The 24,693-nt window shown below is 67.4% G+C and carries 28 protein-coding genes and 1 pseudogene; 14 read left to right on the plus strand and 15 right to left on the minus strand.

What is annotated here, in order from left to right:
* Position 1 precedes the first annotated feature (1 nt).
* The 3 genes from DI276_RS30125 (at position 2) to DI276_RS30135 (ending at position 3,287) form a co-directional block, all read left to right on the plus strand.
* Positions 2–820, plus strand: coding sequence for an ABC transporter permease (locus tag DI276_RS30125; protein WP_232837020.1), 819 nt, complete (start codon positions 2–4; stop codon positions 818–820).
* The gene (locus DI276_RS30130; protein ID WP_112269499.1) at positions 817–1,797 is read left to right on the plus strand and encodes an ABC transporter ATP-binding protein; all 981 of its coding nucleotides are present in this window, start codon (positions 817–819) and stop codon (positions 1,795–1,797) included. Before DI276_RS30125 ends, DI276_RS30130 begins: the two co-directional genes overlap by 4 nt.
* Positions 1,798–2,033: 236 nt before the next feature.
* Positions 2,034–3,287 (plus strand): lysine N(6)-hydroxylase/L-ornithine N(5)-oxygenase family protein, encoded by a 1,254-nt coding sequence (locus DI276_RS30135; protein WP_112269501.1) that lies wholly within the window; start codon positions 2,034–2,036, stop codon positions 3,285–3,287.
* Here DI276_RS30135 and DI276_RS30140 read toward each other — a convergent pair.
* Positions 3,272–3,952 (minus strand): SDR family oxidoreductase, encoded by a 681-nt coding sequence (locus DI276_RS30140; protein ID WP_112269503.1) that lies wholly within the window; start codon positions 3,950–3,952, stop codon positions 3,272–3,274. The two genes, DI276_RS30135 and DI276_RS30140, sit on opposite strands and share 16 nt — an antisense overlap.
* Complete coding sequence (locus DI276_RS30145; RefSeq protein WP_157985032.1) at positions 3,949–4,767, minus strand: DMT family protein; 819 nt, start codon at positions 4,765–4,767, stop codon at positions 3,949–3,951. The genes DI276_RS30140 and DI276_RS30145 overlap by 4 nt, the downstream gene beginning before the upstream one ends.
* Positions 4,768–4,830: 63 nt before the next feature.
* Between DI276_RS30145 and DI276_RS30150 the strand changes: the two genes are divergently transcribed.
* From DI276_RS30150 to DI276_RS30160, 3 genes are read left to right on the plus strand one after another with little or no spacing between them, the layout of a single operon-like run.
* Positions 4,831–5,196, plus strand: a complete 366-nt coding sequence (locus tag DI276_RS30150) for a GntR family transcriptional regulator (protein ID WP_112269507.1) — start codon at positions 4,831–4,833, stop codon at positions 5,194–5,196.
* Positions 5,196–6,071 carry an ATP-binding cassette domain-containing protein gene (locus DI276_RS30155; RefSeq protein ID WP_112269509.1) on the plus strand — a complete coding sequence of 292 codons (876 nt, stop codon included), beginning with the start codon at positions 5,196–5,198 and terminating at the stop codon, positions 6,069–6,071. Before DI276_RS30150 ends, DI276_RS30155 begins: the two co-directional genes overlap by 1 nt.
* A complete protein-coding gene (locus DI276_RS30160) occupies positions 6,068–6,727 on the plus strand; it encodes a hypothetical protein (protein ID WP_112269511.1) in 660 nt (219 codons plus the stop codon). Before DI276_RS30155 ends, DI276_RS30160 begins: the two co-directional genes overlap by 4 nt.
* Here the strand turns inward: DI276_RS30160 and DI276_RS30165 are convergent, their stop codons facing one another.
* From DI276_RS30165 to DI276_RS30175, 3 genes are all read right to left on the minus strand, one after another.
* A complete protein-coding gene (locus DI276_RS30165) occupies positions 6,728–7,174 on the minus strand; it encodes a hypothetical protein (RefSeq protein ID WP_112269513.1) in 447 nt (148 codons plus the stop codon).
* Entirely contained in the window at positions 7,171–8,007 is an 837-nt protein-coding gene (locus DI276_RS30170; protein WP_112269515.1) for a DUF1996 domain-containing protein, read from the minus strand. The genes DI276_RS30165 and DI276_RS30170 overlap by 4 nt, the downstream gene beginning before the upstream one ends.
* A gap of 217 nt (positions 8,008–8,224) precedes the next feature.
* Positions 8,225–10,153, minus strand: coding sequence for an endo-beta-N-acetylglucosaminidase (locus DI276_RS30175; protein WP_157985033.1), 1,929 nt, complete (start codon positions 10,151–10,153; stop codon positions 8,225–8,227).
* Between the two features lie 334 nt (positions 10,154–10,487).
* Here DI276_RS30175 and DI276_RS30180 point away from each other — a divergent pair, with 334 nt between their 5' ends.
* Complete coding sequence (locus tag DI276_RS30180) at positions 10,488–11,327, plus strand: dienelactone hydrolase family protein (protein ID WP_112269982.1); 840 nt, start codon at positions 10,488–10,490, stop codon at positions 11,325–11,327.
* A gap of 59 nt (positions 11,328–11,386) precedes the next feature.
* On the opposite strand, the gene DI276_RS52485 is transcribed toward DI276_RS30180, so the two are convergent.
* Positions 11,387–11,584 (minus strand): VOC family protein, encoded by a 198-nt coding sequence (locus DI276_RS52485; RefSeq protein ID WP_232837021.1) that lies wholly within the window; start codon positions 11,582–11,584, stop codon positions 11,387–11,389.
* A 95-nt stretch (positions 11,585–11,679) separates the two neighbouring features.
* Positions 11,680–11,940, minus strand: a pseudogene (locus DI276_RS53490) (VOC family protein); the annotation flags it as partial.
* Between DI276_RS53490 and DI276_RS30190 the strand changes: the two are divergent.
* Positions 11,876–12,508: a TetR/AcrR family transcriptional regulator gene (locus DI276_RS30190; RefSeq protein WP_157985034.1), complete on the plus strand. Its 633-nt coding sequence runs from the start codon at positions 11,876–11,878 to the stop codon at positions 12,506–12,508. The pseudogene DI276_RS53490 and the gene DI276_RS30190 sit on opposite strands and share 65 nt — an antisense overlap.
* Here DI276_RS30190 and DI276_RS30195 read toward each other — a convergent pair.
* From DI276_RS30195 to DI276_RS30210, 4 genes are all read right to left on the minus strand, one after another.
* Positions 12,499–15,018: an ABC transporter permease gene (locus tag DI276_RS30195; protein ID WP_112269521.1), complete on the minus strand. Its 2,520-nt coding sequence runs from the start codon at positions 15,016–15,018 to the stop codon at positions 12,499–12,501. The genes DI276_RS30190 and DI276_RS30195 overlap by 10 nt on opposite strands.
* Positions 15,011–15,766 carry an ABC transporter ATP-binding protein gene (locus DI276_RS30200; protein ID WP_112269523.1) on the minus strand — a complete coding sequence of 252 codons (756 nt, stop codon included), beginning with the start codon at positions 15,764–15,766 and terminating at the stop codon, positions 15,011–15,013. Before DI276_RS30200 ends, DI276_RS30195 begins: the two co-directional genes overlap by 8 nt.
* Positions 15,767–15,985: 219 nt before the next feature.
* On the minus strand, positions 15,986–16,471 hold the full coding sequence (locus DI276_RS30205; protein ID WP_112269525.1) for a hypothetical protein: 486 nt from the start codon (positions 16,469–16,471) through the stop codon (positions 15,986–15,988).
* Between the two features lie 45 nt (positions 16,472–16,516).
* A complete protein-coding gene (locus tag DI276_RS30210) occupies positions 16,517–17,494 on the minus strand; it encodes an LLM class flavin-dependent oxidoreductase (protein WP_157985035.1) in 978 nt (325 codons plus the stop codon).
* Between the two features lie 38 nt (positions 17,495–17,532).
* On the opposite strand from DI276_RS30210, the gene DI276_RS30215 reads away from it, so the two are divergent.
* The 4 genes from DI276_RS30215 (at position 17,533) to DI276_RS30230 (ending at position 20,311) form a co-directional block, all read left to right on the plus strand.
* Positions 17,533–17,802, plus strand: coding sequence for a GNAT family N-acetyltransferase (locus DI276_RS30215; protein WP_232837022.1), 270 nt, complete (start codon positions 17,533–17,535; stop codon positions 17,800–17,802).
* Positions 17,803–17,836: 34 nt separating this feature from the next.
* On the plus strand, positions 17,837–18,835 hold the full coding sequence (locus tag DI276_RS30220) for an MBL fold metallo-hydrolase (RefSeq protein ID WP_112269531.1): 999 nt from the start codon (positions 17,837–17,839) through the stop codon (positions 18,833–18,835).
* Positions 18,822–19,562, plus strand: coding sequence for a lysophospholipid acyltransferase family protein (locus DI276_RS30225; protein ID WP_232837023.1), 741 nt, complete (start codon positions 18,822–18,824; stop codon positions 19,560–19,562). Before DI276_RS30220 ends, DI276_RS30225 begins: the two co-directional genes overlap by 14 nt.
* An 86-nt stretch (positions 19,563–19,648) precedes the next feature.
* A complete protein-coding gene (locus DI276_RS30230) occupies positions 19,649–20,311 on the plus strand; it encodes a Type 1 glutamine amidotransferase-like domain-containing protein (RefSeq protein ID WP_112269533.1) in 663 nt (220 codons plus the stop codon).
* A gap of 24 nt (positions 20,312–20,335) precedes the next feature.
* Here DI276_RS30230 and DI276_RS30235 read toward each other — a convergent pair whose 3' ends face one another.
* The gene (locus DI276_RS30235; RefSeq protein ID WP_157985036.1) at positions 20,336–20,890 is read right to left on the minus strand and encodes a hypothetical protein; all 555 of its coding nucleotides are present in this window, start codon (positions 20,888–20,890) and stop codon (positions 20,336–20,338) included.
* A 51-nt stretch (positions 20,891–20,941) separates the two neighbouring features.
* Between DI276_RS30235 and DI276_RS53095 the strand changes: the two genes are divergently transcribed.
* Positions 20,942–21,070, plus strand: coding sequence for a hypothetical protein (locus DI276_RS53095; RefSeq protein WP_269814311.1), 129 nt, complete (start codon positions 20,942–20,944; stop codon positions 21,068–21,070).
* Positions 21,071–21,119: 49 nt separating this feature from the next.
* A complete protein-coding gene (locus DI276_RS30240) occupies positions 21,120–21,566 on the plus strand; it encodes a MarR family transcriptional regulator (protein WP_112269538.1) in 447 nt (148 codons plus the stop codon).
* Here DI276_RS30240 and DI276_RS30245 read toward each other — a convergent pair.
* The 3 genes from DI276_RS30245 to DI276_RS30255 are packed head-to-tail and all read right to left on the minus strand — an operon-like array spanning position 21,541 to position 24,651.
* Positions 21,541–21,981, minus strand: coding sequence for a response regulator (locus DI276_RS30245; RefSeq protein WP_198680993.1), 441 nt, complete (start codon positions 21,979–21,981; stop codon positions 21,541–21,543). The genes DI276_RS30240 and DI276_RS30245 overlap by 26 nt on opposite strands.
* Positions 21,974–23,509 carry a sensor histidine kinase gene (locus DI276_RS30250; protein WP_232837024.1) on the minus strand — a complete coding sequence of 512 codons (1,536 nt, stop codon included), beginning with the start codon at positions 23,507–23,509 and terminating at the stop codon, positions 21,974–21,976. Before DI276_RS30250 ends, DI276_RS30245 begins: the two co-directional genes overlap by 8 nt.
* A complete protein-coding gene (locus DI276_RS30255) occupies positions 23,506–24,651 on the minus strand; it encodes a PP2C family protein-serine/threonine phosphatase (protein WP_112269544.1) in 1,146 nt (381 codons plus the stop codon). Before DI276_RS30255 ends, DI276_RS30250 begins: the two co-directional genes overlap by 4 nt.
* Positions 24,652–24,693 lie beyond the last annotated feature (42 nt).

A 24,693-nucleotide genomic window follows, 5' to 3' on the forward strand; every position in this document is an offset into this window, starting at 1 on the left:
GGTGAACTTCAAGACTCGGTTGGGCCTGGGGATCCTGGGCTTCTTCACGTTGATCGCGGTGGTCGGCGAGTGGATCGCGCCGTACGACCCGTCGGCGATGGGCGACGACCTGTTGTCGCCACCCTCTGGCGCGCACTGGTTCGGCACGACCATGACCGGGCAGGACATCTTCTCGCAGGTGCTCGTGGGCACTCGCGGGGTGATGGTCGTCGGGCTCGTCTGCGGTGTGCTGGCGACGTTCCTGTCGATCCTGGTCGGGGTGACCGCCGGGTTCCTCGGCGGCGCGGCCGACGAGGCGTTGTCCATGCTGTCCAACGTCTTCCTGGTGATCCCGGCATTGCCGCTGATCATCATCGTGGCGTCGATGCTGCCGTCGGCGGACACCGTGCTGATCGCCGCGGTGATCTCGCTGACCGCGTGGGCGTGGGGCGCCCGTGTGCTGCGCGCGCAGACGATGTCGTTGCGGCGCCGCGACTTCGTGGAGGCCGCGCGGGCCTCCGGCGAGCGCACCTGGCGGATCATCGTGTTCGAGGTGCTGCCCAACCTGACGGCCGTGATCGCCTCTGGTTTCGTCGGCACGGTGATCTTCGCGGTGATGCTGCAGATCACGCTGTCGTTCGTCGGCGTCGTGTCGCTGTCGACCTGGAACTGGGGCACGATCCTGTTCTGGGCGCAGAGCAACCAGGCACTCGGCCAGGGCGCGTGGTGGTGGTTCGTTCCCGCCGGCCTTTGCATTGCTTTGCTGGGCACTGCGCTTGCTTTGATCAACTTCGGGATCGACGAGTACGCGAATCCTCGGCTGCGGAAGGTGCGCGCATGAGCCCGGTGCTGGAGATCCGCTCGCTGTCGGTGGATTACGGCTCACTGCGGGCCGTGCACGACGTGTCTTTGTCGCTGGAGGCTGGCTCGGTGCTCGGGTTGGCAGGGGAGAGCGGTAGCGGTAAGTCCACTTTGGCCTATGCCGCTACCCGGCTGCTGCAGCAGCCTGGGCTTGTGTCGTCCGGGTCCGTGCTGTTCAAGGGGCGGGACCTGTTGGGGTTGAGCTCGCGTGAGTTGCAGGCGTTGCGGTGGAACGAGATCGCGATCGTGTTCCAGGGGGCGATGAACGCTCTGAACCCGGTGATCTCGGTTGGTTCGCAGATCGACGATGTGTTGCGGGCGCATCGGCCTGCGATGTCGCGGGCTTCGCGGGCGGATCGTGGCCGGGAGCTGTTGTCGTTGGTGGGGATTCCGGTTGATCGGCTGTCGTTCTACCCGCATCAGTTGTCTGGGGGGATGCGGCAGCGGGTGATGATCGCTATGGCGCTGGCGTTGGAGCCTGAGATCGTCATCATGGATGAGCCGACTACTGCGTTGGATGTGGTGGTGCAGCGGCAGATCCTCGGGCAGATGATGCGGCTGCGGGAGACTTTGGGGTTCTCGGTCGTCTTCATCACGCATGACATTTCGCTGCTGGTCGAGTTTTCTGATCGGATCGCGATCATGTACGGCGGGCGGGTTGTGGAGGAGGCGCCGGCTTCGTCGATCTATCGGGATGCTCGGCATCCGTACAGCCAGGGGTTGTTGTCGTCGTTTCCGGCGTTGCGGGGGGCTCGGCGGGAGTTGCGCGGGATTCCTGGGGCGCCGCCTGACCTGCGGTCCATGCCTGCTGGGTGTCCGTTCCATCCGCGGTGTCCATCTGCGATGGATGTTTGTGGGGAGCGGATGCCGGTGCTTTCGGATGTTTCTGGGCGGCGGGTGGCTTGCTGGTTGGAGGATGTGGGTGCCGCCGTTCCGGCGGACGCGCCGGTTTTGTAGGTGGTGCGGTCTGGGCGGGTCTCCGGCGTGGCAAACGATCAGGCGCGCCTCGTGACGGGGACCCGCCCGCACCGCGTTTCAAGCGTTCAAACGCCTCGGCTGCGCCATCGCCGGTTGCGCTTGGGCTGGACTCAAGCGTGGGCCAGCGGCGTAGATCACGTCCAAATGCACTAGCTAAGGTATGCCTTAGCTAAGTTAGGGTGGTTTGACGCTGGGAGTGCCACGAGAGGACCGCGATGGAACCGGTGTTGGACCTGGCCGGAATCGGCTTCGGGCCGTCGAACCTCGCTCTTGCCATCGCGGTTGAGGAGCAGGCGGTGCCTGTTCGGGCACGGTTCTTCGAGCGGCAGGCTCGGTTCGGGTGGCATCGGGGGATGTTGCTCGAGGACGCGACCATGCAGGTGTCGTTCCTCAAGGATTTGGTCACGCTGCGCAACCCCGCTAGCGAGTTCAGCTTCCTGTGTTATCTGAGGGATCGTGGGCGGTTGGTTGACTTTGTCAACCACAAGAACCTGTTTCCGCTGCGCAAGGAGTTCCACGATTACTTCGAGTGGGCGGCGGAGCGGGTGGCGCACCACGTGCGGTATCAGGCCGAGGTGTCGGCGGTGCGTGCGGACGGTGACGGGTTTGAGGTTGTTGTTGGCGACGAGGCCGTGAAGGCGCGCAACGTGGTGCTGGCTACTGGGCTCGAGGCGAACTTGCCTGACGGGGTGGTGGCTGGGGAGCGGATTTGGCACAACAAGGACCTGCTCAACCGGGTGGGGGGCTTGGAGGATCCGCGCCAGGTGGTTGTGGTGGGGGCTGGGCAGAGTGCGGCTGAGGTGGTCGCGTTCTTCCACGAGCGGTTCCCGCGGGCTGAGGTGCACGGGGTGTTCGCGCGGTACGGGTACAGCCCGGCTGATGACAGCTCGTTCGTGAATCGGATCTTTGACCCGGCGGCGGTGGACGAGTATTACGAGGCGCCGGAAGAGGTCAAGCAGCGGCTGATGGGATACCACGCCAACACGAATTATGGCGTGGTGGACGGGGATCTGATCGAAGAGTTGTATCGGAGGGTGTACCGGGAGAAGGTGGTTGGGCGGCAGAGGTTGTTGCTGCACAACACGTCTCGGCTCGTGGATGTGAACGTGGACGGGAAGTGCGTGATCGAGTCGATGGCTGATGGTGGGCAGCTGCCGGTTGACGCGGACGTGATCGTTTATGCGACCGGGTATCGGCCCGCTGATCCGGTCGGGGTGCTTGGCGAGCTGGCTGGGCGTTGTGAGCGGGATGCGTTGGGGCGGTTGAAGGTCACGCGGGATTATCGGGTCGTCACGGACGCGTCGGTGCGGGGCGGGATCTATTTGCAGGGCGGTACTGAGCACACGCACGGGATCACGTCGTCGTTGTTGTCGAACACGGCGGTGCGGGCTGGGGAGATCTTGGAGTCGGTGTTGCGGCGGCCTCGGGTGGAGAGTCGCGCGACGCACGAGAGCTATGCGGTGAGGTAGTCCTCGAAGGTTCGCTTGCCGACCGGGTGGTTCGGGGTGAGGTTGCCGCCTGCTCGGTATGCGCGGTAGGTCGCGCCTGGCGCCTTCAACGGCAGCAGTGTGCGCCGTTTTCCGGTGGCGGCCAAGTAGATTCGGGCCAGGTCGGTGGCCTCGCGGATTTCTGGGCCGCCCATCTCCGGTGCGAGTTCTGAAGGTGCGGCTTGGGCTAGCGTCGCCAGTTCCAGGGCTACCTCGGCCTCGTCGATCGGTTGGAAGGCGAAGGCCGGGACGAGCATCAGCGGCAGCTTGGAGAGGTTGTCGAACATCTTGCGCAGCAACGAGTGGAACTGGGTGGCGCGCAGGATCGTGTAGGGAGTGCCGGAGTTGGCGATCAGGCGTTCGGCTGCGAGTTTTTGCTTGTAGTAGGGGAGTGGGACTCGGTCGCAGCCGACGATCGAGATGTAGACGAGGTGCGCTGGTTTGGCGGCCAGTACGGTGCGAGCCATCGTGACTTCGTGGCGGAACGACGTTGCGCAGTGCACCACCACGTCTGCTCGTAGGGCGCCCAAGCCGGTGCCGCGCAACAGGTCTGTGCCGGTGGCGCGGGAGACGGGCTTGGCTCCTGGTAGGGCTGTTACCACGTGTCGGCCCAAGCTGCCGGCGCCGCCGGTTACCACGAAGGTCATGCTTCCACCCTGACACGGTGGTAGTGGGCCAGCACGACGGTGCCGGTCACGGCGGCGATGGCGCTGATGATCAGGCCTGCTTGGGTGAGGGCGCTCATGCCGGTGCCTTCGCCCACGAGTTTGATGCCGATCCAGGCGGCGACGATCGGGTTGACCACGGTTTGGCCGGCCACCACCAGGTCTGGTGGGCCTGCCGCGTAGCCGAGCTGGATGAACCACGCTCCCACCAGGAAGGCCAGGGCCAGGCCGGCCAGGGAGATCCACTCGATGCGCGGCAGGGCTGTGGTCACGTCGCGTACCAGGACGGCTACCAGGCCGTACAGGATGCCGGCGCCGATGGCCAGGGCCAGCGAGCGGATCGTGCCGGTTTGGAACGTGGCCACGACGGTGCAGACGAGGACGCCCGCGGTGACCAGTTGGCCTGCTTGTAGCGCGACTTTCGGGGAGATGTCGGCGGCTATGGCCTCGCCCGCGGTGATGGTCACGAAGACGACGATGCCGGCGGTGGCCACCAGGACGGCGACTGCGAGAAGCCCGGTGAGCTTGTGGGCTCTGGCGACGGCGATGATCGGGATGGCCAGTGCGTTCAGCGGGGCGACCACCGAGACCGGGGCCAGGGTCAGGGCGATGACCTGCAGAACCGCGCACGCGAACAGGATCAGGAAGCCGTAGACCCAGCGGCGGGACGTGACCAGGCGGTGGGCCGAGGTCAGTTTCAGGCCGGGGAGCTCGCGGATGCCGGCGTGTTGCAGCAGCGCGCCGAGCGCGCTGCACCCGGCGGCGAGCACCGCGCACAGGATCGCGAGGCCGACCACGTGCCAATCGTACGCCGACACTGCTATGGTTCATTACATGAGTAACGAACCAAGGAAGTAGTGATGTTCGACGACCGGAGCCCGATCTACCGCCAGATCGCCGACCGGATCAAGGCGGATGTGCTCAGCGGGACGTTGAAGGCGGACGAGCAGGTCATGTCGACCAACCAGTACGCGGCCTACTACCGGATCAACCCGGCGACCGCGGCGAAGGCCTTTCAGCAGTTGGTGGACGAGAAGGTGCTCTACAAGAAGAGGGGGATCGGGATGTTCGTGAGCACGGAGGCTCGCGACATGCTGCGGGCACAGGGGCGGGAGACCTTCTTCGGTGAGGTCGTGGACCCGATGGTCGTGGAGGCACGCGCCATCGGCATTCCGCTCGCCGACGTCATCCGCCGCATCGAGCAGCATCAGAACGGGGACGTGTGATGCGCGTTGACGTGCAGGGCCTGACGGTGCGCTACGGGTCCGTCACGGCGGTCGACGACATGAGCTTCTCGTTGTCGGGCAACAAGATCTACGGGCTGCTCGGGCGCAACGGTTCGGGCAAGACCAGCCTGATGTCGGCGCTCGCCGGGTATCGCAGGCCGATCGGTTCCGTTCAGCTCGACGGTGAGCCGGTCTTCGAGAACGCCGCCGCGATGCGTCAGGTGTGCCTGGTGCGCCACGCCGCTGATGCCGCGGACAAGGGCGACAAGGTCGCGCACGTGCTCGAGTACGGCGCGGCGTGGCGGGACACGTGGGACAACCCGTACGCGCTCGAGCTCACCGAGCTGTTCAAGATTCCGCTGAAGAAGAAGGTCGGCGAGCTGTCGCTGGGGCAGCGGTCGGCGCTGGGCGTGGTGATCGGGCTCGCCAGCCGGTCGCCGCTGACCATGCTCGACGAGTCGCACCTCGGCATGGACACGCCGACCAGGTACGCGTTCTACGACGCGCTGCTCAGCGACTTCATGGCGCACCCGCGCACGATCATCATCTCGACGCACCTGATCGAGGAGCTGGCCTCGTTGCTGGAGGAGCTCGTGATCATCGACAGCGGGCGGCTGGTGCTGCAGGAGGAGGCGGACGTGCTGCGGTCGCGCGGCACCGAGATCACCGGGAACGCCGCGGACGTCGACGAGTTCACCGCGGGACTGACCGTGTTGAGCGAGAAGTCGTTGGGGCGCACGAAGTCCGCGATGGTCTTCGGTCAGCTCGACGACTCCGGGCTCGTCCGCGCACGGCAGCTCGGGCTGGAGCTCGGCCCGATCGCGTTGCAGGACCTGTTCGTCCACCTCACCGAGCCGGTCGGAGGCAAGCGGTGAAGATCTTCCGGCACCTGACCACCACGTTGGTGTTGTACGGCGCGATCGTCGCCGCCTGCGTGTTCCTGGCGGTTCTCGCGGCCGAGTTCACCCTCTCGGTGTTCGCCGACATCGTGTTCAGCGGGTGGATGCTCGTCACCGTGCAGATCGCGCGCTGGTTCGTGCTTTGGGTGGGCGTGTACGCGATCCACAACGTGTTGCCGATCGCGATCGCGCACGGCCGCACCCGCCGCGAGTTCCTGGGCGCGGCGACCGGGTTCAGCGTGGTTTTCGCGCTCGCGATGGCGCTGTTGGCGTGGCTCGGGTTCCTCGTCGAAGGCGGCGTCTACGACCTGATGGACTGGCGGTCGCATCCGTACGGGTCGGTGCTCGCGTACTTCCTGATGTTCCTGGTGTGGTGCGGGGTCGGCATGCTCCTCGCCGCGGCGTTCGGCCGCTGGGGGTACGGCGCGGCACTCGTGCTGCCCTTCGGGCTGGCGCTGGCGGTCGTGCCGGGCATCACGATGCCCGGCACCGGGGACCTGCCGTTCATCAGGAACGCGCCGACCCTGCTCGGCGACGGCTGGCACCTCGTGTCACTGGGCGCGTGGGCCGTCGCGATGGTCGCGACGTGGGCCATCGCGCGAGACCTTCCGGTTCGCGTGCGGTCGACCTGATCAGCCCGCGGCCAGTTCCGCGGCGCGGTGACGTTCCATCAGGTCGACCACCTCTGCGGTGGGCGGGTGGGTGATCGCCGCGCCGGCCGAGCGCAGGACGTCCAGCGACTCGGTGAGATGCGCGTGCACGAACTGCTTCAGCGCGTCCGGGCTGGTCGACGCGAGCTGGATCTCCGCATCCGTTGGCATGCCGGGCATGTCGTGGCCGGCGTGGTGGTTCACGTACGGCGCGTCGAGCAGCTTCCTCAGCTCCGCGAGCTCCGTCTTGCGGTTTTCGATCAGTGCCGGGTTGTCGTCCAGCTCGACGAGTTTGAGCGCCTGCTCGTCGGTGGCGATCGCGAGCTCGACGAACGCTCGCTCCGTTGCGCCGTAACTGTTCTGGGGCGGGGGAGGAGGTTCCTGCTGGCAGGCCGGAAGCAGCAGGCCTGCCAGCAGGAGCGCCGTCATCCGTGGTTGCCGGCGTGGTCGCACTTCAGCACCACGTTGAGGCAGTTGCGGACGCGGCGTTCCATCTCGGCGCGCGGCCACACGTTGAAGAAGTCGCCGTGCATGGTCTGCCCGGTGCCGGACGAGAGCCGAAGCCCTGCCGTGCTGCCGTTGACCGGATACCGCAGGACCATCCGCAGTTTCGGCACCGAAACCGGGTGGCTCGACGGGCAGCCACCCGCGACGGGGTAGGTCATGTGCGACTTGTGGTCGGCCGAGTCGAGGTTGCGGCCGTCCCAGCACTGCGGGAAGTCCAGGTACGTCTCCAGCATCGTGCCGGCCGGGCACTCCACGAAGTTCTTCGACGGGTTCACGTGGCCCGCGTGCAGGCACGACCAGCGCGCGATGCTGTCGGCGTCGCCGGTGGCCTTCGCGTTGCCCGCCACGATCTTCAGGCCGTACGGCGTCGGCTGGATCGCCGCCGGGTTGTTCACCCCTTCGCCGAGGTAGTAGAAGGTGATGCCGGTCGGGGCGATCGCGGTGTTGTTCCGGTACATGGTCGGCACCCAGTACGAGGAGATGTCCGCGGCCGGGTTGCAGTTGCCGGTCTGGCCCTCCAGCGACTGCTGGGTCGAACGGGCGTTGGTCGAGTGGTTGCCGAAGAAGTCGTGGAAGTGCGAGGCACCGGCCAGGTTCGGCAGGACGATCGGGTCGTCCGCGAGGCGGTGGCTCAGTCCGCAGTCCGCGACGAACTCGGCGACCCGGACGGGTTCTCCTTGGGCCGCACCGGGAACGCTGAGCGCGGCGGCCATCAGGACGATGACGGAGGCGATGGGTAAGGCGGGCTTCCTCATTGAAGCTTTCCTCTCCGCTGTGAGGCCCGCGGCGAGCAGGGCGGGCCGTTTGCAGGGTGGGAGAGCGCTCTCACGCAGAATCAAGGATGGCCCAGGCCCTGATGGGTCGTCAATCCGCAAGAAATGTTCAGAAGTCCCGGTTTTTCTTGACGCCGCAGGGCGGCCACTCCCCGGCCAGCCAGGGCCGGGGAAGCAGCTGCCGTGGTGCCGGACTACGTCAGGGTGTTCCGGTGAGCGAGAGGCGTGCGGGCGGTGAGACGTCGAACGCCTCGCTGACGGCCTCGACCTCGATGCTCGCGGTCTCGCCGGCGGTCAACGGGATCGCGGGCACGAAGTACGCGTCATTGGTGGTGCCGCCGAGGAAGATCCGTTCGGTGCCGGTCCACTTGTAGACGCGGTACTGCCGGACCGAACCGGGCGAGCGCGTCCAGGTGAGCCGTGCCGACACCGTCGTGGCGTTGGTGCGGCTCACCTGCTCGACCTGCACGGTGGACGGCGCCACGGGCGGAGTCAGGACCGGGTCCGCGACCCCGATCCGGCCGATCAGCGCGGTGATGGCACCGCCGGGCAGCACTCGCAGCGAGATCTCGGTCAGCGTCGCACCGGCGTGCTCGCCGAGCGGGAACACGCTGCGCCGCCACGCCCCGCTGACCCCGCCGAGGTCCAGCACCTTCTCGGTGGTGCCGATCCGCAGCAGGGCCTGCAGTCGCGAGGGTCCGGCGCCGGTGCGATGGACGATCTCGAACTGGCTGTTCGCGGTGAGTCGCAACGACGTCGCGAACAGCCGGACGTCGTTGGCGGACAGGGGAGTGCCGGTGATCTTCAAGGAGGTGCCGCCCTCGTACGGGTCGTCCCAGTCGAGCGACGGCACGACCTTCGTCCCGGTGCCGCTGACGCTCCACCGCCACGTCGGCAGCACGTCCTGCAGCGACAGGTTGTTCCACGCCTGAGATGACCGTACGGCGCCGCCGACCGCGAACTTCTTGCCGTGGCCGGTGTTGAAGTTCGTCACGAACGGCAGCGAGGTGATTGGCGTGAGCTCGGTGATGTAGTGCGCGACGCCCTTCCAGTTCGCCGTCGTGGTGGTGTTCGACGGATCGCCGTTGGGGCCGACCCAGAACCGGTTGTCCCTGGCGTAGAAGTCGGCGGGACCGGTTGCGGACTTGAACGTCCACTCGGGACGGTAGAAGCCGAGCGACGTCGTGTGCGGCTTGCCCTCGGGGAAGACCGAGGCCCAGCCGACGCTCGTGTTGTAGCCGTTCGCCTCGACGTCCACGCCGGACGCGAGGTCGTACGGGCTGCGGCCCAGCTGCCGTGCCAGTGCGGCGGAGTTCGCGAGACCCTGCGTGCTCCACCAGAAGTTCAGGAACATCTCGTCGGACTGCTCGAAGAACATCTGGTTCCGCGCCGTCAAAGCGTTCTGCCACGAGACGCTGCCGGTGTTCGTCATCGCGTCGTACCAGATGACCCGCAGCCCGCTCTTCTTCATGTACACGATGAAATCGCGCATGTCGGACGCGAGCTTGGCGTCGCCACCCGCGGTCTCCTGGTTGAGGAACCAGCCGTCGAACCCGTAGTGCCGCGCGACCTGGATCATCTTGTCCGCCACCGGGAACCGGTCGCCCTCGCGCTTGACGAAGTCGCGGACCCACTGGAGCTGGCCGCCGTAAGCGGTCGGCGGGAGGAACACGTTGCCGATCACGCGCACACCGTTGCGGTGCGCGGCATCGGTGACGGTCGGGTTCGGTGCGAGGATGAGGCCCTCGGAGGCGGAACCGCCCCAGAACACCAGTTCGTCGATGTACTGCCAGTAGTTCGTGGCGTAGTAGTTCATGTCGAGCGAGCCCTGCGCGGGGTTGTTGCTCGTCGGCGCGTACGCCACCAGGGCCTGCACGCGCGCCTCGCCGGTGTGGGCGTGCGCGTTGGCCGGGCGTGCCGGCACGACCCTTCGAGCCAGCGGCACCGTGCTGCGGTTGTACCGCGCGTCCCGGTCCGTTGCCGGATCCCAGTCGAGGATCGTGGCCGGGTGCCAGTAGGACGCGTACGGCTGGGCGATGGCGTCAGCCGCGGACGCGGGAGTCTCGGACAGCAGACTGGTCAAGGCCGCCGTCGAGCTCAGAACGAGGAACTGTCTCCGAGTGGGCACGCGATCACCCTCGTGCGCAACGAGATTCGTCGGATACCGCCGCTTCGGTGACTCCATCGGACGACAATTCGCTGTTCTGCTGCGCTGGGTAACCGAGCCCGCCGCCCCGGACGTGCCTGGTGAGACGCCGATCGATTCGAAATCGACCCCGATTCGTTCGACCAGGATTTGCTCGTTCGTTTGTTTCGATTCAGCTTCCGGGACGGCGAGTCGATCATGCTGATTCCGTTGACAGCGCCATCCGAGTGGCCGAATCCCAACGAGCCTACTGGGCGGTAGCGTTGTGGCGCTGTCGCAATTGGTACCCCTGCAACCAATTCGAGGTGACATCGTCGTGCGCATCAAAGGCGTGCTTGCGGCGCTTGTTCTGGCGCTGATCCCGGCCACCGCTCCAGCCGTCGCCACCGCGGCGGCCAACCCCTACGAACGCGGCCCGGCACCCACGGCCGCATCTGTCGAGGCCTCCCGTGGCACGTTCGCCGTCACGTCGGCCGCAGTCGCCCGCCAGTCGAACTTCGGCGGCGGCACCGTCTACACCCCGACCAGTGATCTCACGTTCGGTGCGGTGGCCGTCTCACCCGGCTTCACCGCCACCCAGACGTCCGTCGCGCACTTCGGCCCGCGGCTCGCGTCCTACGGCTTTGTGGTGATCACGATCAACACGCTGTCCGGTTGGGACGACCCGGACAGTCGAGGCCGCCAGCTGCTCGCGGCCCTCGACTACGTGGCCCGCACCAACCCCAGGGTCGACGCGTCACGGCTCGCCGTGATGGGTCACTCGATGGGCGGCGGCGGGGCGTTGCGCGCCTCTGTGAGCCGTCCGGCGCTGCAGGCCTCGATCCCGCTGGCCGGCTGGCACACCACCAAGAACTGGTCGACCGTCGCGGTGCCGACGCTGGTGCTCGGCGGCCAGAACGACCCGACCGCGCCCAACTCCCAGCACTCGCTGCCGTTCTACACGTCGATGACGGCCGCGCCCGACAAGGCTTTCCTCGAACTGCGCGGCGGAGACCACTCGGATCCGCGCAGTGACAACGTGACCGTGCGGAAGTACACGCTGTCGTGGCTCAAGCGGTTCGTCGACGACGACCTGCGCTACGACCAGTTCCTGTGTCCGGCCCCGGCGCCGAACACGCTCATCTCGGCGTACCGGGACACCTGTCCGCACGCCTGATCCGTTGACCGGGGTTGCTGTGTCAGCGTGCGACAGCCTGGCACAGCGCCCTGTCTCGGTCACGTCTCTCTGGTGAAGGGCCGAGGCATGCCCTCCGGCAGCTCCAACGGCACGGTGTAGAACCGCAGCTCGTGGCCGTCCGGATCGTGCACGCCCACCAGCACCCAGCCGACCGGTGTCCTGATGACCCCGTTGTGCTCGACACCGTGCTCGGACAGGTGCGCCGCGAGCCCTTCGATCGCATCCTGGCCCGGCACGCCGATGGCGAAGTAGTCGAACCCGGCCGAGGCGGCTGCCTGCTCGGGGTTGAGCCGCAGCGCCAGCTCGGGGCCGCCCTGCGGTGATCCATGGACACCCCCATCCGCACGCCCTGCTCGACGAAGTTCACGGCCAGCTCGTAGCCCAGGTTCATCGTGTACCAGTCCAGCGACTTGTCCAGGTCGGAGACCGGCAGTTTCAGATGATGGATGCCGTCCAGCCGCGGTGCGCCCATGATCGTTACCCCTTGGTTGCAGTGAGACTGCATGTATGCAGTTAGACTGCAACACGTGGCAGAAGACGTCAACAGGGATTTGCGAGCGGCGCGCCGAGCGGACACCGAGGTCCGGATCATCGAGGCGGCCACCGAACTGTTCACCGAACGCGGCTACGTCGCCACGACGCTCACCGACGTGGCGAAACACGCGGGGGTGGGGGCTCGCACGGTGTACGTGCGGTTCGCGACCAAGGCCGTGCTGCTGCAGCGGTGCCTGGACGTCGCGATCGCGGGGGACTACCACCGCGTGGCCGTGCCGGACCGGGACTGGTTCCAGCAGGCGATGAACGCGCCGACGGCGGAGGAACGCATCGCGCGCATGGCCGCGATCGGCGGGCAGTTGATGGGCCGCACCGGGTCGCTGCTCCAGGTGGCACAACAGGCCGAAGCGATCGAACCGGAGATCGCCGAACGCGCACAGGCGGCCCGTGCGCAGACACATCAGGCCATCGGCGGCTTCTTCCGGAAGCTGGCCGCCGATGGCCTGATCTCAGCGCAGAACATCGACTGGGTGGCGGAGACGGGTGCGGTGCTCGGTCAGGCCGAGACCTACCTGCTGCTCACCAAGACGACAGAACAAACGATCGAGCAGTACGAGTCGTGGCTCGTCGAAACGTGGACACGACTCGTACGGGCTCACTCGTAGGCGATCGCGTCCAGGACGTTCAGACGCGCCGCCCTGATCGCGGGCAGGATCGCCGCGATCACGCCGACGAACGCGGCCACCACCAGGTACTGGACCATGGTGACCCAGGGGAACCCGATCTCCGAGATGCCCTGGTCCTTCAACGCCTGCACGGTCGCGAGACCCAGCGCCACGCCGACCGCGAGGCCGAGCACCGCGCCGAACACCGAGATCACCACCGACTCGACGGTGATCATCCGCATCACCTGCGACCGCCGCATGCCGATGGCCCGCAGCAGACCCAGTTCGCGGGTCCGCTCGATCACCGACAGGGCGAGCGTGTTGATGACGCCGAGGACCGCGATCAGGATCGCCAGCGCCAGCAGGATCTGGATCATCAGCAGGACCGTGTCGAACTGCGAGGTCGTCTGCTTCACGAACGCGCTGCGGTCCTGCACGGTGATCTCGGGGTTGTCCGCGAACAGCGGCTCGATGCGCTTCTGCACGTCCACCGCCGACGCGCCCGGCTTCGTCTGCACGAACGCCTGGCCGATCTGGTCGGACCGGAAGCCCTTGCCCGCCGACTCCGGCAGCACCAGCGCGCCCTGCAGCACCTGCGTCTTGGCCCAGATGAACCCGACGGTGAACGTCTGAGGTTCGGCCTTGGCCAGTTGCAGGGTCAGCGTGCTGCCGACCGAGAGGCCCTTCTCGGACGCGAGGTCCTCCGGCATCGCGATCTGGTTGTCCTTGAGCGGTGCGATGTCGCCGAACTTCGGCTTGAGGCCGAGCATCTGCTTCATCGCGGGCACGCTGGTCGGGGCGATGGCGAACATCTGGTCCTCGCCCTGCAGCACGCCGTCGGAGGCCCAGCCGAACGCGGAGCCCACGCCGTCGGTCTGCTCGACCTTCGTCAGCACGTCCCGCTTGAACGTCGCGGGCATGCCCTCCATCTGGCCCTCGCCGGAGATGATCAGGTCGGTCTGGATCTGGCCCGCGGCCAGCTTCTCGATCGACTTGGTCGCCGACGTGAGCACCACGCTCACGCCGGTGATCAGCGAGATGCCGACCATCAGCGCGGCCGCGGTGATCGCGGTCCGGCGCGGGTTGCGCGCGGAGTTCCTGCGGCCCAGCAGGCCTGGCATCGACCACGACAGCAGGCGGCCGATCAACGACACCATCGGTTTGGACAGCAGCGGGGTCAGCAACGCGACACCGACGAACGCCACCAGGATGCCGCCGAAGATCAGCGGCAGCGATCCGTTGTTGAACCCGAAGCCGAGGCCAGTGCCGCCCAGCGCCACGACCACGGCACCGAAGATCGTGATCTTCGTGAGCGGCCGGTCCGGCGTCGCCGCCTCCCGCATCGCCGCGACCGGGGCGATCCGCGACGCCCGCAGCGCCGGCAGCACCGCCGCGATCACCGTGACGATCATGCCGACCGCGAACGACGAGATGATCGCCGACATCGGCACGCCGATGCCCGCGAGGTGCAGGTTGCCGCCGCCGACCGTGCTGAAGATGTTGGCCAGCAACGCACCCACGCCGATGCCGGCCCCGAGGCCGACGATCGAGGCGATCAGGCCGATCACCAGTGCCTCCAGCACCACGGACCCGATGACCTGGCCGCGTGACGCACCCATCGACCGCAGCAGCGCCAGCTCACGCGTGCGCTGGGCGACGATGATGGAGAACGTGTTGAGGATGATGAAGATGCCGACGAACAACGCGATGCCGGCGAACCCGAGCAGCACGTAGTTGAAGAACTTCAGGCCCTCGTTGATCTGGTCGGCCTGCTCCTTCGCCAGCACCGCACCGGTCTTCACGTCGTAACCGGAGCCCATCTTCGCTGCGACCGCGTCACGCAACGCGTCGTCGGACGTGCCCTGTGCCGCCGTGACCGTGACGCCCGAGAACTTGTCCTTCCCGCCCAGCAACAGCTGCTGCGCGACGGGCTCGGTGAACGCGACCGACAGCTCACCGCCCAGCGAGTCACGGCCGCCCGCGTACTCGAACACGCCAGAGATCTTGAAGGTCTTCTTGGGCTCCAACGTGAGCAGCGAGATCTCGTCGCCCACCTTGAACTGACCGGTGGACGCCAGGAACGCGCCGACCGCGACCTCGCCCTCCGCCTGGGGCGCCTTGCCGTCCCGGATCTTCTCCTGGCCGGTGCCCGTCCAGTTGAACCCGATCCGCGGCGCGCCCGACGTGGTCATGACCTTGCCGTTCTTGCCGATCGGCCGCGCAGAACCCTGCACGTCACCAACGGCCGACGCCACGCCCGGCACCGACTTCACGTCCGCGATCGTCTGGGGCGTCAGCGGTACGGGCTCCTTGCCCTTCTCCGCCTTCGGTGCCACCGAAACGTCCACATTGGCGTAAGCCGACGAGAACAGGTCGGTGAACGAACGCTGAAGCGTGTCGGTCAGCACGAACGAACCGGACACGAACATCACGCCCAGCACCACGGCGAGCGCGGACAGCACGAGCCGGAGCTTGCGCGACAGCAAGCTCTTGATAGTCGCCTTAAACATGCGGCACCGCGACGTCGTCGAGGTGCTTCATCGTCTCCAGAACTTCTTCCGCGGACGGCGAAAGCAGCTCGCGGACGATCTGGCCGTCCTTGAGGAAGATGACGCGGTCGGCGTACGAAGCGGCGTTCGGGTCGTGCGTGACCATCACGATCGTCTGCCCGAACTCACGGGCGGACCGCTGCAGGAACCCCAGCACCTCGGCACCGGACTGCGAGTCCAGGTTGCCGGTCGGCTCGTCCGCGAACACGACGTCGGGCCGCGACACCAACGCCCGCGCACAAGCCACGCGCTGCTGCTGGCCACCCGAGAGCTGCGTCGGCCGGTGGGTCAGCCTGTCCCTCAGACCCACCGTGTCGACGACGACGTCGAACCAAGCCCGGTCGACCTTCTTGCCGCCGATCGAGAGCGGCAGCGTGATGTTCTCCTCCGCGGTCAGCGTCGGCAGCAGGTTGAACTGCTGGAAGATGAAGCCGACCTTGTCGCGCCGCAGTTCGGTCAGACCGCGGTCCTTCAACCCGGTGACCTTCGTGTCGCCGATCCACACCTCGCCGCCGGTCACGTCGTCGAGTCCCGCGAGGCAGTGCATCAGCGTCGACTTGCCCGACCCCGACGGGCCCATGATCGCAGTGAACCTGGACTTCTCCAGGTCGACGCTCACCCCCGCGAGCGCGGTCACGGCAGCGTCGCCGGACCCGTACTTCTTCCACACGTCAACGGCTCTGGCCGCGACTCCATCGGACGCGCTCACTGTCTGTCCCCTCCTGTGGGTCTCGTGCGCACCATCTTCGGCGACACGGGCACACCGAAGGGTCAGGTCTTCCACTGAGACGACCCTGAGATTAACCCCGGCGACCCGCCCCCTGCCGCCACGCTGAGAGATCTCTCAGCTGCGCTGCGTGTGCAGACAGATGCGGTGCGGAAGAAACGGTATTTCACTGCGGGCGCAGTGTCTTCCGCCTTCCGATGACTAGGCCGTCAACTTCCGTCGCATTGCGACGGTGGGTTCCATTCGCCACGAAACCAGTTCGACGCGGAGGCCTTCCCTCAACGCGTTCTCGGCGAGCCAGTGGTCCACGTCCTGGCGATAGGCGCGAGCCGGCCTGGGCCAGCGGTCCAGCCACTGCGCGAACGCCGCGTTGCACGCGATCGGACCGCCCGGTGGACGCACGCCGAGCACGAGCACGGGATCCTCTCCGGTGGCGAAAGAGGCGGCGATGTCGTGCGCACCGCCGAAGAGGATCCGATCCGCACCCAACTCACGGGCTTTGTCCGCCACCCCGAAGAACGCCGACCCGCGCCCGTGTGCGCGCACCACCAGCTGATGCGCGCCGAAGTCGGTGTCGAGGAACTCGTCGGCGTACGTGCCGTCATCGGCCAGCACCAGCACGTTCGTGCCGCCGGGGAGCTCCCCGACCTGCCCAGGATGCGTGATGCCGATGACGGTGATGCCCACCCGAGAATCGTCGCGGATCTGTGTTAACCCTTGGCACCGTTGGTGTTAAACAAGTTTCGGCAGCACTTCCGCACCGAACAGGCGGATCGTCTCGATCACCGACTCGGGCGGCATGCCACCGATGTCCACCATCACCAGGTGCGTGTCGATGCTCAGCAGCTCCGCCAACGCGTTGAGCCGCTGCGCGACCTCGTCCGGCGTCCCGCACACCGCCGCGCCGTCCATGATCGCGTCCACGTCGATGTCACCGTCGCCGCGCCACGGGTCGGCGAACCGCGCGTACTCGGCGAGGTGCGGCCGCCACCGGTCGCGCGCGTCCTCGTGCGCCACGAACACATGGCTCGGCACGCCGACGCGCCCGCCGGGGAAGCGTTCCCGGTACCGCTGCACGACTTCGGCGTAGATCGACGGGTCGCGCAACGTGGACGGCAGCATCAGCGGCATCTTCAGCTCTGCCCCCAGATCGGCCGAGACCGCCGACCCGGAACCGATCCACACCGTCGGCCGCGGCGCCTGCACCGGTCGTGGCGTCGTGGTCACGTGGCTGAGCGGGCCGCGGAACCGGCCGTCCCAGCTCACCTCCGGCTCCTCCAGCAGCTTGATGAGCAACCGCAGGTGCTCCTCGAACCGCTCCCGCAGCTGGCCCGGCTGCACGCCGAACGCCGCGTCGGTCTGCTGGTCGACGCCGCGCGCCACGATCAGCTCGGCCCGGCCGTCGGACAGCACGTCCAGCGTGGCCAGCGACTCCGCGACCAGGACCGGGTCGCGGTGGGCCAGCAGCGTCACGCCGGTGGACAGCTTCAACCTGGACGTCCGCGCGGCTACACCGGCGAGGAGCAGTTCGGGTGCCGACACGATGTAGCGGGTGAAGTGGTGCTCGCCGATCGCCACACCCGCGAAGCCCGCCTCCTCGGCCACGACGGCCTGCTCCACCATCGCCCGCAGGCGGTCGGCCTGGGACACCTCCTCGCCCGTGCACGGGTTGGGCAGGTGGTCACCCAGGATCAGGAGGTAGACGTCCATGCGGGCCATTTTCCATTGCCCAGGGCAAGATGGTTGACGTGGTCAACAACAACGAGGCCCAGAGCCGCTACGAGGTCCACGTCGACGGCGCGCTCGCCGGGTTCCTGGAGTACCGGACCATCGGAGACGTCATCGCGCTGGTGCACACCGAGGTCGACGAGGCCTACGCCGGGCAGGGGCTCGGCGGCCAGCTCGCCAAGTTCGCACTCGACGACGCGCAGGCTCGTGGGGTAAAGGTTTCCCCACTCTGCCCGTTCGTGGCGAAGTACATCGACAAGCACCCCGAATACCGTGTTACCGTCCGGTAGATAGTTGCAAGCGCTAACAATGAGGTGAGCGGGCGTGTGGAGTGAACCGGGCGCGTTCGAGGTGGCACCAGGAGTGCACCGCATCCCGCTGCCGTTGCCGAACGACGGCCTGCGCGCGGTCAACGTCTACGCGATCGAGGACGGCGACGGCCTGGTCATGGTCGACTCCGGCTGGGCGCTGGACGAGGCACGTGACCAGCTGGAAGCCGCGCTGGGCACGTTGAACAAGGGTTTCGAGGACATCCGGCGGTTCCTCGTCACGCACGTGCACCGCGACCACTTCACGATGGCGGTGTCGTTGCGGCGCCTGTTCGGCGCTCGCATCGGGCTCGGCCTCGGCGAGCAGCCGTCGCTCCGGCACATCCTGCACGGGCAGGAGGACCAGCACGTTTCCGACCTGCGCAAATGGGGTGCGGGCGAGCTGGCTGAGACGTGGATCAAGATCATGCACCACGTCAACCGCGACGACGCCCTGCGCGACTACGAGGAACCGGACGAGTGGCTCGTCCGCAGCACGGTCGACCTCGAACACCGCAAGCTCGAGGTCGTCCCGACGCCCGGCCACACGCGCGGGCACGTCGTGTTCGTCGACCACACCGCTCGAGTGCTGTTCTCCGGCGACCACGTGCTCCCGCACATCACGCCGTCGATCGGCTTCGAGCCGTTGCGACCCGAACTGCCGCTCGGCGACTACATGACCTCGTTGCGGCTCACGCGCGAGTTGCCGGACCTCAAGCTGTTGCCGGCGCACGGCCCGGTGACCGACAGCTCGCACGAACGTGTCGATGAGTTGCTGCACCACCACGAACAGCGTCTGGAAGAGATCCTGAGGGCGGTCAGCGGCAGCGCGTTCGAGACCGCCCGCAAGATCGGCTGGACCCGGCGTCAGCGCCGGTTCGACGATCTCGACATGTTCAACCAGGTGCTGGCCATCGGCGAGACGGCCGCGCACCTCGACGTTCTGGTCGAACGTGGCGAATTGACCCGAACGGTGAACGCGGGCGTGCTCGAATACCAGCGTGACACCGTTTGAGCTGGCCGCCTGGACCTGGAAGATGCCCCGCAGAGGCCGGGGGTTCTGGTTCTCGCTGGCGATCGACGTGCTGTGGCCGATCGTGGTGCTGTTCGTCCGCCTCGACGTGCGCGGCCGGCAGCACGTGCCGGGCAACGGCGGCGTGATCCTCGCGTTCAACCACCTGTCGAACTCCGACACCGTCGCCGCCGTGGTGTTCGCGCTGATGTCCAAGCGGGTGCCGCGCGTGCTGGCCAAGGCGTCGCTGTGGCGCACCCCGGTCATCGGCTGGGTCATGCGGTCCGGCGGCCACATCCCGGTCGAACGCGGCTCGGTCAAGGCCGCCGAGGCTCTGAAGCCGGCGGTGGAAGCCTTGCAGGCGGGGGAGTGCGTGATGGTGTTCCCCGAGGGCACGTTCACCAACGACCCCGACAACTGGCCGATGAAGGGCAAGTCCGGTGTCGCGCGGATGGCCCTGGAGGCCCAGGTGCCGGTCGTGCCGGTCGCCGAGTGGGGCACGCAGGACCTGCTGCCGAGGGGCACGATCCTGCCGAGGTTGTTGCCGCGCAAACGGGTCGAGGTGGTGGCGGGCGCGCCGGTCGACCTGTCCGACCTCTACGACCGCGAGCTGACCGCCGAGGTGCTGGACGAGGCCACCACGCGGGTCATGGACGCCATCACGACCATGTTGTCAGGCATACGTTCCGTGCAACGAGTCGTGCCAGAACAGGACCTTCGGCTGGAGTAGCGAACAGGTTGCGCGAACTGCGATGAGTCCCGGCCCGGTCCGTGGTCTGCAGACACATCGACCTTCCTCGCGATTTGGAGGCAGCTTTGCGGCTCCTGCTCACGTCAGGCGGCGTCACGAACCCGAGCATCCACGCGGCGCTCGTACAGCTTCTCGGCAAGCCGATCTCCGAGTGCCACGCTCTCTGCATCCCGACCGCCCAGTGGGCCCACCCGATGTGCGGTCCGGCATCGGTGCAGGGACTCGTGGCCGCCAAGCCGGCGTGGCGGCACTTCTCCGGCCTGGGCTGGGCGTCGCTCGGCGTCCTCGAGCTCACCGCGCTGCCCACCATCGGCGCGCAGCGCTGGGTTCCGTGGATCCGGGACGCGGACGTGCTCCTGGTCGGCGGTGGCGACGCGACCTACCTGTGCCACTGGATGCGTGAGTCCGGACTGGCAGATTTGCTGCCGTCGCTGCCCGACACGGTCTGGATCGGCATGAGCGCCGGAAGCATGGTGATGACGCCGCGGATCGGGAAGTACTTCGTCGAGTGGCCGTCCGCGCCGGACGACCGCACCCTGGGAGTCGTCGACTTCTCGATCTTCCCGCACCTGAACGCCTTCCCCACGAACACCCTGGCCGACGCGGAGCGGTGGGCCGCCGACATCGGCGTGCCGGCCTACGCCATCGACGAACAGACCGCCATCAAGGTCGTCGACGGCTCCGTCGAGGTGGTCTCCGAAGGGCAATGGACAGCGTTCGCGGCGTAGCGGCTGTCGTCGCGGCCGTGTTGGTCACGGGCGGTGCTTTTTGGCGCGTCGCCCAGAGCCGAAGAATGAGAATCGTGACCGGGCCGGGCTCGGTGGACCGGAGAGGTTGATCGTACCGACACCGAGTTGAACCATGGTGCCGTGGACGGTGCCGGTGTGGACGTTGCTGACGCTCTTCGCCTTGGGACCGAACAGCACCTCGGGCCAGAGAACGTCGAGCAGGATGGAGAAAGCGCCACCACCGTCATAGGCGGCCTTGAGGCCGTTCGCCAGTTCCTCAGCGAGGTGGACCGTGTCGGACTCATCTCCCGCGCGAGCCGCATCCAGCGCATCGCCCAGGCCGGGCACCGCACGGACCGCTTCCTCCAGCTGCGTCAGAGCTGCGGAATCCAACTCCTCCGCGGCGCCGATGAGTGCTGCGGCAACGGACAACATCCACATGTCCACCATGGTCAGGCCCCCCAAGAGATACTGCGCCGCAGGTCGAACCGTTCGAGAACACCAACACTCGAATGGTCCAGACACGGTGATCCTTCTGGCCTGCAGAGGATGCGCTGGTGGTTGCACCACCCGCCGCACGGGCGCTTCACGCATACGTTCCGCGCAAACGGGTAGCCGAAAAGCATGACTATGCCGAACGAAATCAGCAGGCCGGGAGGGGATGGCCTGTGGGCACCGGTCATCCCCGAACCTCGTGACGACCAGCAGTGGGTCGTGCAGGCCGACGACGACCCGTTGATCGTGCGCAGCGTGGACTGACAGCAGGACTGTCTAGACACCCTAGACGCGTCTAGCTAGCCTAGACGACGTGACCCTTGACGAGGAACTGCTGGCAGCGGCGCGCAAGGCCGGTACGGCTGCGGCCGCTGCTCAGGACCAGGCCGACATCGCGAAGGCCGTGTACCACCACAGCGTGCTGCGCCTGCACCGCGCCGGCGGGTCGATGCGCGAGATCGCGGAGGCGCTGAAGCTGAGTCATCAGCGCGTGCACCAGATCGTCGAACAGTCCAAGCGGACCGAGCAGTGCTGGTTCTGCGGGCGAGTGGCCGCCGACGTCGACAAGATGATGGCCGGACCGGCCGCACTGATCTGCGACATCTGCGTTGCCGAGGCTCAGGTCGCCGAGGTCGGCACGTGTTCGTTCTGCAGCGAGACCAAGCCGGTGCACCAAAGCACGGAGAAGGACGCGCAGATCTGCCGGTCCTGCCTGGACTTCAGCGCCGCCGTGATCAGCGGGGCAGCTTCACCACGGTGACGAAGAAGTCATCGATCTGACGAACAACCTCGATGAACCGGTCGAAGTCCACCGGCTTGGTGACGTAAGCGTTGGCGTGCAGGCTGTAGCTGCGCAGGATGTCCTCTTCGGCGTCCGACGTCGTCAGCACGACCACGGGGATGTGCCGCAGGTCGGCGTCCGCCTTCACCTCGGCCAGCACTTCGCGGCCGTCCTTGCGGGGCAGGTTGAGGTCCAGCAGGATCAGGCCCGGCCGCGGCGCGTCGGCGAACTCGCCCTCGCGCCGCAGGAATGCGAGCGCTTCCACGCCGTCCTTCACGACGTGCAGGGTGTTGCGGATCTTGTGGTGCTCGAAGGCTTCCTGCGTCATCAGCGCGTCGCCCGGGTCGTCCTCGACGAGCAGGACGTCGATGACGGTCATCGGTGTTTCAGTCATGCGGTACCTCGATCGGTGTCGTCGGCAGTTCTGCCAAGTCTTCTTCTGCGACGGGCAGGGTGAACTCGAAGGTCGTGCCGGCGTCCACATCGGTCTTCAGCCAGATGGTCCCGCCGTGGTACTCGACGATCTTCCGGCACATCGCCAGCCCGATGCCCGTGCCCGGATAGGCGTCCTTCGGGTGCAGCCGCTGGAAGATCACGAAGATCCGGTCGGCGTACTCGGGCTCGATCCCGATCCCGTTGTCGTGCACGGAGAACTTCCACATGTCCCCGTCGCGCTCGGCCTCGATGTTGACGATCGGGTCGGCCGAGCCGCGGAACTTCAACGCATTGCTTATCAGGTTCTGGAAGACCGCGCTGAGCAGAGTCGCCTCACCACGCACGGAAGGCAGGTCGCCGGCCACGACGTGGGCGTTGGTCTCCTCGATGCGCTCGGAGAAGCTGTCCACCAGCTGGCGGATCACCTCGCCGAGGTCGACCATCGTGCGTTCGCGGGTGATGCGGCCGACGCGGGAGAACGCCAGCAGGTCGTTGATCAGGCCCTGCATCCGCTTCGCGCCGTCGACGGCGAACTCGATGTACTGGTCGGCGCGTTCGTCCAGCTTGCCGCCGTAACGTCGTTGCAGCAGCTGGCAGAACGACGCCACCTTGCGCAGCGGCTCCTGCAGGTCGTGCGAGGCGACGTAGGCGAACTGCTCCAACTCGGAGTTCGACCGCTGCAGCTCGGCGGACGCGGCGTCCAGCGTGGCCAGCTCCTGCAGGATGCGGCGGCGCATGGCGTCGACGTCCTCGCCCAGCATCACCGTCTCGCGCGGGCCGTGCGCGTCGATCTCGTGGTCGAAGTCGCCGGACGCCACCTGCCGCACCTGTTCGGCGAGCTCGGCCAGCGGTGCGATCAGCAAGCGGTACAACAGCAACGACAGCCCGCCGATCACCGCGACCAGCAGCACGCCCATGCCGATCACCAGCCACAGCACCACGTTCGCGGCGTGGGTGACGTCGTCGCGCGCGGTGGCGGCGAGCCCGCCGATGTCGGCCTGCAGCGCGCTGATCTCGGTGCGGATCTGTTCGAAGAGGACTCTGCCTCGATCGGTGTCGCCGGCGGGTGCCAGCGCGGGACCGGCGGCGCGGACGCGAGCGATCGTGGGATCCGCGTAGTCGGTGCGCCACTGCTGTGCCAGCGTAGCGATGCGGCCGACCCGGCCGTTCGGATCACCGACGAAGCCGCGCACGTCGTTCTCGGCCTGCGTGGCCGCGGTCTGGCCGTCGAGGTAGGGCATGAGGAACGTCTGCTCGCCGGTGAGCACGAAGCCGCGCAGGCCGGTCTCCTGGTCGAGCAACGCGCGGTTGAGGTCCTTGGCCCTGCGTTCGGCGGGCGCGACCTTGTCGATGGCCTGCTCTCGCGCGTCGCCCAGCGAGTCGAGCGCGACGACCGTCGAGGCGACGGCCACCGCGGTCATGGCCAGCAGGATCGTGACGATGGCGGTCAGCAGCCTGCTCGCCGGCAGCCTCTCGGACAGCTTCACCTGGGGTCCTTCAGCAGCAGCACGGCCATGTCGTCGTCGAGCGCCCCTCCGTTGAGCTCCGTCACCTCCGCGATCAGAGGGTCGAGCCAGTCGGGACTGCATCGCAGCTGTTCGCGCAGAATCTCGCACAGGCGCTCGACGCCGAGCCGATCGGTGTCATCGGGTACCCGGCCCTCGATCAGTCCATCCGTGTAGCAGGCGAGCTGCCAGCCGGGCGGCAGCGGCACGTCCACGCCCGTCCACGCGTAGTCCGGCAGCACCCCCAGCGGCACGCCGATCTTGGACTGCGGCAGGTCGAGGATCTGCTTGCCGACCACCAGCAACGGCTCGGGGTGCCCGGCCAGGAAGTAGCGGGCCGAGCGTCTGTCCGGTGCCACGGTGACCACGCAGGCCGTGGTGAAGATGCCTTCGCCGTGCCGTTCCGCGACGAGCACCTGGTCGAGCGTCCGCAGCACCTTCTCCGGTGGCTCGCCCGCGAGCACCAGGGCGCGCCAGGCGATCCGCAGGCAGACGCCGAGCGCGGCCTCGTCCGGGCCGTGGCCGCAGACGTCGCCGATGATCGCGTGCACCGAGCCGTCCGGCAGGCCGACCGCGTCGTAGAAGTCGCCGCCCAGCAGCATTCGCTGGCCGCCGGGCTGGTAGCGGACCTCGAGCTCGAGGTCGGAGCCCTTCAGCAGCGGGGGAGGGAGCAGGCCGCGTTCGAGGCGGGACCGTTCCGCCGCGAGCAGCTTCGCCTCGCGCAGCTGGAACTGGGCGTCGTCGGCGCGGCGGCGTTCGACCGCGTACCGGACGCCGCGCAGCAGCAGTTCGCCGTCGACCTGGCCCTTCACGAGGTAGTCCTCGGCGCCGGCCGAGACCGCGTCGATGCCTTCGCGTTCGTCGTCGAGTCCGGTGAGCACCAGGACCGCGGGGGCGTCCGGTTTGCTGAGCATCCGGTGCAGGCTGTCCAGCCCCTGCGAGTCGGGCAGGCCGAGGTCGAGCAGCACGCACTCGGCGTCGGTGAGCATGCGCTCCGCCTCGGCGAGCGTGCGGGCGCGCGACAGGATGAACGGCGCCCTCGCCTCTTCGAGCAGTGCCTCGACGAGCAGGGCGTCGCCATCATCGTCCTCGACCAGGAGGACGCGCACGGTTCTGGTTCGCATCAGGTCGGACTTTAACGTTATTCAGGTGCGGGGTCCGCGTCC

This window comes from Lentzea terrae (assembly GCF_003265345.1).
Taxonomy (GTDB): domain Bacteria; phylum Actinomycetota; class Actinomycetes; order Mycobacteriales; family Pseudonocardiaceae; genus Lentzea; species Lentzea terrae.